Source organism: Paludisphaera soli (assembly GCF_011064595.1).
In the GTDB taxonomy this organism is placed as follows: domain Bacteria; phylum Planctomycetota; class Planctomycetia; order Isosphaerales; family Isosphaeraceae; genus Paludisphaera; species Paludisphaera soli.
Window position 1 is genome coordinate 14,268 of the sequence record NZ_JAALJI010000002.1, and the last position, 12,718, is coordinate 26,985.

7 protein-coding genes are annotated in these 12,718 nt (G+C 70.1%); all 7 read left to right on the forward strand.

What is annotated here, in order from left to right; translation table 11 throughout:
• The first annotated feature begins 5 nt into the window (after nt 1-5).
• The 7 genes from G6O68_RS02970 to G6O68_RS03000 all read left to right on the forward strand — a co-directional run bounded on the left by G6O68_RS02970 (nt 6) and on the right by G6O68_RS03000 (nt 12,657).
• Nucleotides 6-1,667 (forward strand): CehA/McbA family metallohydrolase, encoded by a 1,662-nt coding sequence (locus G6O68_RS02970; RefSeq protein ID WP_165244681.1) that lies wholly within the window; start codon nt 6-8, stop codon nt 1,665-1,667.
• 132 nt (nt 1,668-1,799) lie between these two features.
• A complete protein-coding gene (locus G6O68_RS02975) occupies nt 1,800-3,665 on the forward strand; it encodes an alkaline phosphatase family protein (protein ID WP_240911013.1) in 1,866 nt (621 codons plus the stop codon).
• On the forward strand, nt 3,662-5,137 hold the full coding sequence (locus G6O68_RS02980) for an alkaline phosphatase family protein (RefSeq protein ID WP_165244683.1): 1,476 nt from the start codon (nt 3,662-3,664) through the stop codon (nt 5,135-5,137). Before G6O68_RS02975 ends, G6O68_RS02980 begins: the two co-directional genes overlap by 4 nt.
• 51 nt (nt 5,138-5,188) lie before the next feature.
• Complete coding sequence (locus G6O68_RS02985; RefSeq protein ID WP_165244685.1) at nt 5,189-6,880, forward strand: N-acyl-D-amino-acid deacylase family protein; 1,692 nt, start codon at nt 5,189-5,191, stop codon at nt 6,878-6,880.
• Nucleotides 6,881-7,482: 602 nt separating this feature from the next.
• Nucleotides 7,483-7,968 carry a response regulator gene (locus G6O68_RS02990; protein WP_165244687.1) on the forward strand — a complete coding sequence of 162 codons (486 nt, stop codon included), beginning with the start codon at nt 7,483-7,485 and terminating at the stop codon, nt 7,966-7,968.
• A 111-nt stretch (nt 7,969-8,079) separates the two neighbouring features.
• On the forward strand, nt 8,080-8,613 hold the full coding sequence (locus G6O68_RS02995) for a hypothetical protein (protein ID WP_165244689.1): 534 nt from the start codon (nt 8,080-8,082) through the stop codon (nt 8,611-8,613).
• Nucleotides 8,614-8,847: 234 nt separating this feature from the next.
• Nucleotides 8,848-12,657: a DPP IV N-terminal domain-containing protein gene (locus G6O68_RS03000; protein WP_165244691.1), complete on the forward strand. Its 3,810-nt coding sequence runs from the start codon at nt 8,848-8,850 to the stop codon at nt 12,655-12,657.
• Nucleotides 12,658-12,718 lie beyond the last annotated feature (61 nt).

Genomic DNA, 12,718 nt, shown 5'->3' on the forward strand with positions numbered 1-12,718 from the left:
ATGGCATGACGAAACTTCGATTAGTCCGGGGGTGCGTGAAAGCGACGGCGGCGATCTTCCTCCTCGCGGGCGGGGCGGGCGCGACCGAATACCGAGGGCGGGTGGTGGACTCACGGACCGGCGCCCCGCTCGCGTCTCGCGTCTACCTGCAGGCCCCGGACGGCGACTGGCTGTTCGTCGACGCGGCCGACCGGGAGGGGCGAGCCACGCCGTATCGCGAGCAGTGGGTGCCGATGCCGGGCTCGATCGACCGACATACGACCGTCACCGCCCACGAGTTCCGCATCGAGCTGCCGCCCGGCGATTATCGACTCGCGGTGGAGAGAGGCAAGGAGTACCTCCCGCTGGAGCGGGTCGTGCGGATGGGGACCGAACCGCTCGCCGAGATCCTGCCGCTGGAACGCTGGGCCGACATGGCCTCGCGAGGATGGTACTCGGGCGAGACCCACGTCCACCGGAGGCTGGAGGAATTGCCCGACGTGATGCTCGCCGAGGATTTGAACGTGGCGTTCCCCGTCACCTACTGGACCACGACGGCCGACGAGGCCCCGACGACCGCGCCCTCGACGCTCCGCCCCGAGCCGGATCCTCTGGGCCCGAGGCGTGATCCCGGCCCGGATCCGATCGCCGTGGACGCCACGCATGTGATGGTCCCCCGGAACACGGAGTACGAGATCTTCTCCGTGGGCGGCCGTCGCCACGTGCTGGGTGCCCTGTTCCTGCTGAACCACAAGTCGGTGTTCACGGAGCACGCGCCGCCCGTGGCGGCGATCGCCGAGAAGGCCCATCGCGAGCGGGCCTTGCTGGACCTCGACAAGCACAACTGGCCCTGGTCGTTCATGCTCGTGCCGATCGCCGGGGTCGACCTGTTCGAGCTGGCGAACAACAGCGTCTGGCGGGCCCCGTTCGGATTCCGGACGGGCATGGTCCCGCCCCCTCCGTGGATGGAGGTCGAGCAGGACTCCGGCGGGATGACCGAGCGGGGCTGGCTCGACTTCGGCTTCCAGACGTACTACGCGCTGCTGAACTGCGGGTTCCCGTTGCGGCCGACGGCCGGAACGGCCTCGGGCGTCCATCCGGTGCCGCTGGGGCACGGTCGCGTTTACGTCCACCTGGGCGGGCCGTTCCGCGTCGTAGACTGGATCGCGGGCCTCGACGCCGGGCGGAGCTTCGTGACCACCGGGCCGATGCTGCCGACGACGATCGACGGCCGACTCCCCGGCCATCGCTTCCGCCACCCGGACAAGGCCGCGCGGACGTTCCGCGTCGCGGGCGAGGCCCTCAGCGCCCGGCCGATTGAGCGGATCGAGGTGGTCGTCGATGGCGAGGTCCTGCGTCGCGTGGGCCCGGCGAACAATCCCGGCGCGGGCGGGGGCTTCGCGTCGCCTTTCGCCGAGGACGTGACCGTCGAAGGCTCGGCGTGGATCGCGGTCCGCTGCTTCGAAAGCCAGCCCGACGGCCGGGTCCGGTTCGCCCACACCGGCCCGTTCCACGTCGAGATGGCCGGCGAGCCCGTCCGGCCGCGACGCCGAGAGGTCGACTGGTTCATCGCCCGGATGCGCGAGGAGATCGAACGCAACACGGGCGTCCTCGACGAAGCGTCGCTGGCGGAATACACGAGGGCGCTCCAGATCTACGAGCGGATCGCTGAACGGGCGCGGGATTGAGCACCCTGCAGTCCGGAGGGACAACCGAGCTTGCCTCGCTTCCGGGCCCCTGATAGTTTGAGCCTCGGGGAGGGATCCCCGCGCGCCGACTTAGAAAGAACGTTTGCCGAGGCGGAGGGGTGGGACGGAGCCTTGAGCAGCCCAGCGATTCGGAAGGTCATCGTGATCGGCCTGGACGGCCTGGAGCCCAGCCTCGTCGAGCCCATGCTGGCCCGGGGCGAGCTACCCCACCTGGCCCGGCTGGCCGAGGAGGCCGGGCTCGCCCGCGTGGCGACGACCGCCCCCGCCCAGACGCCCGTCGCCTGGTCGACGTTCGCCACCGGCGTCAATCCGGGCGGTCACGGCGTCTTCGACTTCCTCCGCCGCGACCCCAAGACCTACCGGATCGACAGCGGGCTCAACCACTACGAGCAGAAGAACCCCCTGCTCCCCCCGAAGGCCGTCAACCAGCGGCGGGGGACCACCGTGTGGGACCTCCTCTCGGCGGCCGGCGTCCCCTCCACGATCCTGCGCTGTCCTTGCTCGTATCCGCCCGACCGGCTCCGCGGCTCGCTGCTCGCCGGGATGGGCGTGCCGGACCTCCGCGGCGGCTTCGGCACCTCCACCTATTACACGGCCGACCCCGACTCCCGGGCCGGCGAGAGCGAGCACGTCGTCACGCTGGTCGACGACGGTCGAGGCCCGATCGCCACCCGCCTGATCGGCCCGCGCAACCCCAAGACCCGCGCCGACCATCACGCCGAAATCCAGCTGGTCCGGGCCGCCGAGCCGGGCGTGCTGACGATCCGATCGGCGGGCGAGCCCCGCGAGCTGCTCGTCCGCGAGGGCGAATGGAGCGGCTGGCTGAAGGTGAAGTTCAAGCTCGGCCCGCTCCAGTCGGCCCACGGCGTCGTGCGATTCCTGCTGATCCGCCGCGACCCGACGATCGTCCTGTACGCCTCGCCGATCAACTTCGACCCCTCCGCCCCGCTGTTCCCGATCAGCTCCCCCCCCGAGTTCGCCCGCAAGTTGGCCGAGGGCGTAGGACGGTTCCACACCGCCGGGTTCGTCGAGGACCACAACGGCGTCATCAACGAGCGGATCTCCGAGGAGCAGTTCCTCGCCCAGTGCGACGACGCCTGGCGCGAGCGCCGGGCGATGATGGAGCACGAGCTGGGCCGGCTCGATTCGGGGCTGTTCTACTGCCTGTTCGACACGCCCGATCGCGTGCAACACATGCTCTGGCGTTTCCGCGAGCCCGAACACCCGGCGAATCGAGGGCGGCCCGAAGCCCCCGCGCTCGCCGCGGCCATCGAGGACCACTACCGACGCGGCGACGCGGTCGTCGGCCAGACGCTCGACCACGTCGACGACCGCACGCTCCTGATCGTCCTCAGCGACCACGGATTCAGCAGCTTCCAGCGCCAGTTCCACCTGAATTCCTGGCTGCTTCGCGAAGGTCTGCTCGCCCTCAAACCCGGCCTCGCGCCGGGCCAAGCGGCGGGCGAGTTCCTCCATGGGATCGACTGGGAGAACACGCAGGCTTACGCGATGGGCCTGAGCGGCCTGTTCCTCAACCTGCAAGGCCGTGAGGGCCGCGGGATCGTCCGCCCCGAGGACGCAGCCTCGCTCCGCCGCGCGATCGCCGAGAAGCTCGGCGGCGTCCGCGACGACGACCGAGGCCGCGTCGCGGTCCGCTCGGCCCGGCCGCGCGAGTCGGTCTACTCGGGCCCGCACGCCGACGAGGCTCCGGACGTCATCGTCGACTACGCGCCGGGGCATCGGGTCTCCTGGTCGTCGTCGATGGGGGGGGTGGCCGACGGCCCGCTGCACGAGGACAACGTCAAGAAGTGGTCCGGCGACCATTGCATCGACCCGGCCGCGACCCCGGGCGTCCTGCTCATGAATCGGCCCTTCCGTCGCGAGGGTGCGAGCCTGGTCGACCTGGCGCCCACGATCCTCGACGCCTTCGGGGTCGAGAAGGGCCCGCTGATGGAAGGGAGCACGCTGAAGCCATGAAGATCCTGGTCCTCGGCCTCGACTGCGCCGCGCCCGAGATCCTGCTGGGCGACGACCGCCTGGCCACGATCCGGAGCCTGATGGAGGTCGGCTGCCACGGCCGGCTGGAGAGCGTCGTGCCGCCGATCACGGTCCCGGCCTGGATGTGCCTGGCCACAGGTCAGGACCCGGGCTCGCTCGGCGTCTACGGCTTCCGCAACCGGGTGGATCACTCGTACAAAGGGCTGGGGATCGTCGACTCGCGGTCGATCCAGGCCCCGGCGATGTGGGACCAGGTGGCGAAGGAAGGGGGCCGCTCGATCCTCGTCGGCGTGCCCCCCGGCTACCCCCCCCGCCAGGTGGACGGCATCGCCGTCGGCTGCTTCCTCACGCCCGACACGACCAAGGGGACCTACACGCATCCCCCCGAGATCGCGGCGACGATCGAGAAGCTCGTCGGGACGTACCCGGTCGACGCCAAGGGCTTCCGCACCAACGACAAGGAAGCCCTCCGCGACCAGATCCTCGACATGAGCCGGAAGCAATTCACGGTCGTCCGGCACCTGATCGAGAACGAGCCGTGGGACTACTTCCACTTCGTCGAGATCGGGCTGGACCGCATCCACCACGCCTTCTGGCGGTATCACGACCCGGAGCACGTCCTCCACGAGCCCGACAGCCCATTCGCCGCGGTCGTGCGCGACTACTACTTCCACCTCGATGAGGAGATCGCCAAGGTCCTGGACCTCTTGACCGAGGACACGGTGGTCCTGGTCGTCTCGGACCACGGCGCCCGCCGGCTGGACGGCGGCTTCTGCGTCAACGAATGGCTCGTCCGCGAGGGACTGCTCGCCCTCAACGCCTACCCCGAACAGGTCACGCCGCTGTCGAAACAGGACGTCGACTGGTCCCGGACCAAGGTCTGGAGCGAGGGGGGCTACTACGCCCGCGTGTTCCTCAACGTGAAGGGCCGCGAGCCCGAAGGGACCATCGACCCGTCCGACTACGAGGCCTTTCGCAACGAGTTGAAGGCCAAGCTGGAAGCCACGACCGGACCGGACGGCGCGTTGCTCGGCACACTGGTCTTCAAGCCCGAAGAGATCTACCGGAACGTCCGCAACGTGGCGCCCGACCTGATCGTCCACTTCGGCGGCCTGGCCTGGCGGTCGATCGGCGGGGTCGGCTATCCGACGCTCCACGTCCGCGAGAACGACACCGGGCCCGACGACTGCAACCACGCCCAGCACGGCGCGTTCATCCTGGCGAGCCCCCAGCTCCCGCCGTTCGGCGAGATCGAGGGCGCCCGGCTGCTCGACATCGCCCCGACCTTGCTCAACCTCGCCGGCTATCCCCCCCTGCCCGACGCCCACGGCCGCAACCTCCTGGAAGGCCGCACGCCCGCCGACTCGGGAGACGGAGCCGGCGACGGCGAGCCGATGGACGACGACGAGCTGGTCCGCGACCGCCTCCGCGGCCTGGGCTACATCGGCTGAGGCCGCGGCCGGCCGACCTCCCGCCACACCCGACGATCCAGGAAGCCCGAGATGCCCCGACATCCCCGCGTCGCGACCGTCCTCCTCCTCCTTGCCGGACTCGTCGGGGGCCGGCCCGCAATAGGCCAGGAATACGACGTGATCCTGCGCGGCGGGACGGTCTACGACGGTTCGGGCGGCCCCGCCGTAGCGGCCGACGTGGCCGTCTCCGGCGACCGGATCGCGGCCGTCGGCGACCTGCACGGGGCGAGGGCCGGGCGCGAGATCGACGCCCGGGGCCTGGCCGTCGCGCCGGGGTTCATTAATATGTTGAGCTGGGCCCCCAGCTCGCTGCTCGTCGACGGCCGCTCCCAGGGGGACGTCCGCCAGGGGGTCACGCTGGAGGTCTTCGGCGAGGGGGAATCCTGCGGCCCCTACACGCCGGCCTTGAAGGCGGAGGCGGTCCGACAGCAGCGGGACCTGCGATTCGACATCACCTGGGACACGCTCGGCGGATTCCTGGAGACGCTGGAGCGGCGCGGGGTCTCGTGCAACGTGGCCTCGTTCGTGGGGGCGGCCACCGTCCGCTCGTGCGTGGTCGGGCTCGACGACCGCGACCCGACGGTCGAGGAACTGGAACGGATGCGGGTCCTGGTCGACCAGGCCATGTCCGAGGGGGCCCTGGGGGTCGGCTCGGCCCTGATCTACGCCCCGGGCTCGTACGCGAAGACCGACGAGCTGGTCGCGCTTTGCGAGGTCGCCGCCCGTCGCGGCGGGATGTACATCAGCCACATCCGGAGCGAGGGGGACCGGCTGCTCGAGGCGGTCGACGAGTTGATCGCCATCGCTCGCCGCGCGAACATCCCGGCGGAGATCTACCACCTCAAGGCGGCCGGCCGGGCCAACTGGCCGAAGCTCGACGAGGCGCTCGCGAAGGTCGAGGCGGCGCGGGCCGACGGACTCAAGATCACGGCCGACGTCTACCCTTACACCGCGGGGGCCACCGGGCTCGACGCCGCGATGCCGACCTGGGTCCAGGCCGGCGGGCTCGACGCCTGGATCGCCCGGCTCAAGGACCCGGCCACCCGGACCCGGGTCGTCCGCGAGATCGCCGAGCCCGGCGCCGATTGGGAGAGCCTCTACAAGGCCGCCGGCTCGGCCGACCGAGTCCTGCTCGCGGGCTTCAAAAGCGACCGGCTCAAGCCCCTGACCGGCAAAACGCTGGCCGAGGTCGCGGCGGTCCGGGGCGCGTCGCCCGAGGAGACTATCGTCGACCTGGTCGTCGAGGACGGCAGCCGCGTGGACGCCATCTACTTCTTCATCGACGAGGAGAACCTGCGGAAAGAGCTGAGGAAGCCCTGGGTGAGCGTCTGCTCCGACGAGGGCTCGTTCGCGCCCGAGGGGGTGTTCCTCAGGTCCAATCCTCACCCCCGGGCCTACGGCTCGTTCGCCCGCGTGCTGGGCCGGTACGTCCGCGACCAGCGGATCCTGCCGATGGAGGAGGCCGTCCGCCGCCTGACCTCGCTCCCCGCCGAGAACCTCAAGCTCGACCGTCGCGGACGGCTGGCGGAGGGATTCTTCGCCGACGTGGTCGCCTTCGACCCGACCGCGATCGCCGACCTCGCCACCTACGAGGCCCCCCACCAGTACGCCGTCGGCGTGCGGACCGTCCTCGTCAACGGGGCGATCGTCGTCGACGGCGGCGAGCACACCGGTGCGAAGCCCGGCCGCGCCCTCAGGGGCCCCGGATGGAAGCGCGACTGACCACGGATCCGGCCCCGTCACCGCCGAGAACAGGCCGACATGATCCCGAGAGACGCCCCGGAGTTCCCGCTCGACGGCTCGATGATGTTGCCTGCGTCCCCCGCCCATAGGCCCGCCCGACCTGCTCGCGACCGACGCCCCGAATCGGCTTCGTTCGCCAAGGCCCGAAAACGAACCCATCGGCCGCAAATCGTTTTCCATTATATATTTAGACTCATGTTTCGGCTTCTGGAATTGGGTTCGTTCGGCGCGTTTCGCGTACGTTTTCAGAGCCGATGCGTCGGGCGGGATGCGGGCTCGTTCGAATTCGGCGCGATCCTCCAAGATCATCTTGGTCCGCGTTCGACGATCGCCGAGCCGACGGCGGCGCGGGGCCGATCCGCATGGCCAGGATCGGCCGCTTCGACTAGACTCGGCGTCGCGTCCGGCCCGAGGCTGGGCGGAGTCGACGACGACATTCCGTGCCGGCGTTTCGGGCCGGGGCCCCGAGACGACCGTTCCGCGATCGCCCCGCCACCGCCGGGCGGCCTCCTCCCTCGATCCCTCGCGGTCGCGGGGCGTGCCGCGTCGCCGGGGGTTTTCCCAAGGATGGGGAGACGTCCATGAGCACGGGGCCGCTGGGGAGATTGTTGCTCGTCGAGGACGAGAACGTGCTGCGCCGGCTCGTCCACCAGTTCCTCTGCCTCGAGAACTACGAGGTGGAGCCGGTCGAGGACGGACAGGCGGCGGTCGACGCCTATGCGAGCCGGGGGCCGTTCGACGTGATCCTCATGGACCTCAACCTCCCGGTGCTGCCGGGCGTCGAGGCCTGCCGGCGGATCAAGTGGATGAACCCCGCCCAGCCCTTCCTCGTCTGCAGCGCGGCGATCCTGGACCACCACGTCGAGGCCCTGCACGCGATCGGCGTCCGCGAAACCCTCGGGAAGCCTTACCATCCCACGGAGCTGCTGACGCGGATCCGGTCCCTGATGGGGGCCTCGATCCCCTTGCGGGCGGACGCGGCCTCGTCGGTCCGACCGTGGCGGCCGGACGCGGCGGCTTCAGCTCGAGGGCCGTCCGCCTTGTCGGAAGCTCGCGTGTTGGAGTAAGCTGAGTGATCGTGCGCGGTGGGGCGGGACGGACCGTCGCCCATCGCGAGCCACATCGCAAGGCCTGGCCTTGCCGCCTGACACTTTTCGGAAGATGCGAGGGACGGTTTCATGGCTGGGAAACCGCTGAATCGACTGGAACTGCGACGCCAAAGCGAGGCCGCCGAGCCTCTCGACCCGATGGAGGACGAGACCGACGCGGTCGTCGAGGACGCCGACGACGAAGAGGTCGTCGTACGCCCCAAGAAGAAGGCCAAGGCCCCGGCGAAGACCAAGGCCAAGAGCACCCGCGCCGCCAAGCCCGCCGCCCGCATGAAGATCGTCTGGGTGGTCATGAACGACGCCTACAAGGCCGTCGGCACCTTCGAGTACAACCAGCGCGAGGCCGCCGAAGCCCGCGCCGCCGAGCTGACCGCCAAGGGCAAGGGGACGCACTTCATCCAGCGGACCAAGGAAGAGATGCCGGCCGACGCGCCGGGCATCGGCGCCCTGATCCCCCGCCCCGAGGTCGCCCCCTCCCGCGCCAAGGCCGCCGCCAAGGTGGTCAAGGAGGTCGAGGCCGTCGTCGAGGAAGAGATCGAGGAGGATGACGACGACGACGAGGTCGAGGCTGACGTCGAAGACGACGCCGACGACGAAGAGTAATCCGCTCCCGTCCGGCCGTCCCGCCCCCTCCCTTCGCGCACCCGCCTCGACCACGGCCCTCGTGGTCGAGGCCGCACCTTCCGCACGCACGCCCTCCCCTCGCCGACTTCCGCGGGTTCCCGCTCGCATCGGCGGATCGTTCGGGATACGCTGGAGTTCCTCTCCCAGACCGCCCATCCGGCCTCGGCCCCGCGCGCGAGGCTTCGAACGATTCCAACCGAGGAACCCGCCGCGATGCTCTTCTCGTCGGTCCTGATGCTCGGCCTCCTCCCCTCCCTCCCGGCGCAGGCCCCCACGTCCAGGCCGGTCGACGACCTGGCGACGGTCGCCGAGCGGAGCGATTTCAAGGCCACGGCCCGCCACGAGGACGTGGCCGCGCTCGTTCGCAAGCTCGCCGAGGCGTCGCCGAACGTCGTCGCGACGGAGCTGGGCCGCTCGGTCGAGGGTCGCTCCCTCCCCATGCTCCTCATCGCCGATCCCCCCCTGAAGACGCCGGCCCAGGCCGCGGCCTCCGGCAAGCTGATCGTCCTGGCGATCGGCGACATCCACGGCGGCGAGGTCTGCGGCAAGGAAGGGCTCCTCATGCTCGTCCGCGAGCTGGCCGCCGAGCCCCACCCGGAGCTGCTGAAGGACCTGATCCTCGCCGTCGTCCCCCTCTATAACGCCGACGGCAACGAGCGGATCGCCCGGGACAACCGGCCGGGCCAGGTCGGGCCCGAGGAGGGCATGGGCGAGCGAGGCAACGCGCGGGGGCTGGACCTCAACCGCGACTTCATCAAGCTGGAGGCCCCCGAAACCCGCTCGCTTGTCAAGTTCCTCAACGAGTGGAATCCGCACCTTTTCATCGACACCCACACGACCAACGGCTCGCACCACCGCTACACGATCACTTACGACGGCTCTCGGAACCCCGCGGGCGAGCCCTCGCTGATCCAGTACGCGCGGACGAAGCTCTTCCCTTCGCTCACGAAGGCGTTCGAAGAGTCGACGGGGCTGCAGACTTACTACTACGGCAGCTTCGGCGGCGACCACGACCGCTGGGAGAGCTTCCCCGCGTTCGGCCGGTTCGGCACCAACTACGTCGGCCTGCGGAATCGGATCGGCGTCCTGTCGGAAGCCTACGCGTACGCCCCGTACAAGACTCGCGTGCTAGCGACCCGAGACTTCGTCCGCGAGTGCCTGAAGTACGCCTCCGCGAATAAAGATGAGATCAAGAAGCTCCTGGACGACGCTCGAAAGGCGGCGACCGACGACGCGCCGGCGAGTCCGCGTCGCGTCGCCCTCCGCACCAAGGCCCGGCCCCTGGCCGACGCCGAGCCGATCCTGGGCTACGTCGAGAAGGAGGAGGACGGCCGCCGCATCGCCACCGAGGAGCCTCGCGACTATCCCGCGAAAGTCCTGGTCGACTTCGAGGCCGTCGAGTCCGTGGACCGTCCGTTCGCCTACCTCCTGGCCCCGGACCAGTCCGAGATCGCCGCCCTCCTCCAGCGGCACGGGATCGACGTGCAGGAGCTGCGCGAGGATCTCGACCTGGACGTGGAAGTCTACAAGGTGGACGCGGTCGGACGGCCCGAATCGTCGGGCTGGGATCGCCAGGACGTGCTCGAACTCAAGGTCACGCCGAGGTCCGAGGCCCGGCGGATCGCCGCCGGGACGCTCGTGGTGAAGGACGCGCAGCCGCTCGGAGCGCTCGCCGCTTACTTGCTGGAGCCGCGTTCCGAGGACGGGCTCGCCACCTGGAAGCTCTTCCCCGGCCTGAGGTCGGGCGAGGACTTCCCCGTCCTTCGCCTGGCCGGCAAGCCCGACCTGCTGACGGCCCGCGCCCGCGACTACGCGGAGCCCAAGTCGGGCCTGCCGATCCGCCTCGACGAATCGGGGAGGGTGGACGGCAACTTCTCCGGCTCGACCGTAAGCATCGAATGGATCGACGACGAGCACTGGTTGCGGTCGAGCCGCGACGGCGCCTTGAAGGTCGAGGCCCTGACCGGCCGCACGTCGCCGTTCGCGTCGACGGACCAACTCGTCCAGGGGCTCAAGCGCATACCCGGCCTCGATGAGAAGACCGTCGCGGATCTCGCCAAGCGACTGGCCGCGGGCGTCGGCCCAGCCGGACGGTTCGGTCGCGGCCGGATCCAGCTCGATCCGGCGCGGAAGGCGGTGCTGTTCGAGCACGAGCACGACCTGTACCACGTCGCGCTCGACGGCTCGTCGGGCGTACGGCTCACGAGCGCCCCCGGCGACGAGACCGACGCCCAGTTCAGCCCGGACGGCCGCCGCGTGAGCTTCGTCCGCGACTTCGACCTGCACGTCGTCGACGTTGAGGGGGCCGAGCGGGCGCTCACGACCGGCGGCAAGGACGACCTGCGGCGAGGACGGGCCGACTGGGTCTATTTCGAAGAGATCTTCAACCGATCGTGGGCGGCCCACTGGTGGAGCCCGGACTCCCGGCGGATCGCCTTCCTGGAGTTCGACGACGCCGAGGTTGGCTCCTTGACGATGCTCCACGACGAAAAGTCCCCCCGCGAGGTGGAGGTCAATCGCTACCCCCGATCCGGCGAGCCCAACCCTCGCGTGCGGCTCGGCATCGTCCCCGCGCAGGGCGGGCCCGTGCAATGGGCCGACCTGTCGGGCTACTCGGCCGAGGCCTTCCTCATCAGCGGCGTGAGCTGGAAGCCCGACTCGAAGTCCGCGCTCGCCTGCGTCCAGGACCGCGTCCAGACCTGGCTCGACCTGCTGGAAGTGCCCGTCGAGGGGGAGAAGCCACGGGTCCTCTTCCGCGACCGGACCAAGGGGTGGGTCGCCGACCCGACCGCCCCGAGCTTCCTGGACGACGGCTCGTTCCTCTGGTTGAGCGAGCGCGACGGCTGGAAGCACCTCTACCACTACGCGGCCGACGGCTCGCCGAAGGGACGGCTCACGGAGGGGGAGTGGGAGGTCCGCTCGCTCCAGCGGGTCGACGGCGCGACCGGCGAGGTGACGTTCCTCGGCACCAAGGACGCTTCCACGTCCAGCCAGCTCTACAAGGTCCGGCCGGGGGCGCCCGTCGAGCGGATCACCTCGGGCCTGGGGAGCTACCAGACGACGCACAGCCCCGACGGCCGCCATTTCGTCGCGACCTGGTCCGACCTCTCGACCCCCTCGCGGGCGAAGCTCCACGCCGCCGACGGCTCGGTCGTGCGGACGGTGGACTCGAACCCGGTCCACAAGATCCGGGAGCACCGGTTCGGGCCTCGCGAGCGGTTCCAGATCCCGGCCCGCGACGGTTTCCCGCTGGAGGCCGAGCTGATCCTCCCGCCCGACCTGGACCCGAACGTCAAGCATCCGGTCTGGTTCACGACCTACGGCGGTCCCCACACGCCGGTCGTCAACGACACCTGGGCGAACGGCCGCGTCTGGGACCAGGGGCTCGCCTCGGAGGGATTCGTGGTCTTCCGCATCGACCCCCGTCCCGCCAGCGGCAAGGGGGCGGCCTCGGCCTGGACCGCCTACCGAAAGCTGGGGCTCCAGGAGTTGGAAGACATCAAGGATGCGATCGCCTGGCTCAAGCAGAAGCCTTACGTCGACGGGACGCGGATCGGGATGACCGGCCACAGCTACGGCGGCTACATGACCGCCTTCGCGATGACCCACTCCGACCTGTTCGCCTGCGGGATCGCCGGGGCCCCGGTCACCGACTGGCACGACTACGACTCGATCTACACCGAACGCCTGATGGGCCTGCCGCAGGACAATCCCGAGGGCTACAAGAACTCGTCGGTGGTCGAGGCGGCGAAGAATCTCAGCGGAAGGCTGCTCATCGTCCATGGCGCGGTCGACGACAACGTCTCGGTGCGGAACACCATGCGGCTCGTCGAGGCCCTTCAGGACGCCGGGAAGGATTTCGAGCTGATGATCTACCCCGGCTCGCGGCACGGGATCGCGAGCGGCCACTACGGCAAGCTGATGATCGACTTCATCCGCCGCAACCTGGCGACCGCCAGGCCCGCCCCGCCCTCCGCCCCGACGTCCGGGGCGGCGCCGGCCTCGATCTTCGCCCATCCTTGATCGAGCGGACGCGGCTCGCGGGAACGACGAACGGCCGGCTGGGGCGAGCCCAGCCGGCCGT

Coding starts and splice junctions, on each gene's coding strand:
- G6O68_RS02970 (WP_165244681.1), top strand. CDS start 6: ATGACGAAACTTCGATTAGTCCGGGGGTGCGTGAAAGCGACGGCGGCG.
- G6O68_RS02980 (WP_165244683.1), top strand. CDS start 3,662: ATGAAGATCCTGGTCCTCGGCCTCGACTGCGCCGCGCCCGAGATCCTG.
- G6O68_RS02985 (WP_165244685.1), top strand. CDS start 5,189: ATGCCCCGACATCCCCGCGTCGCGACCGTCCTCCTCCTCCTTGCCGGA.
- G6O68_RS02990 (WP_165244687.1), top strand. CDS start 7,483: ATGAGCACGGGGCCGCTGGGGAGATTGTTGCTCGTCGAGGACGAGAAC.
- G6O68_RS02995 (WP_165244689.1), top strand. CDS start 8,080: ATGGCTGGGAAACCGCTGAATCGACTGGAACTGCGACGCCAAAGCGAG.
- G6O68_RS03000 (WP_165244691.1), top strand. CDS start 8,848: ATGCTCTTCTCGTCGGTCCTGATGCTCGGCCTCCTCCCCTCCCTCCCG.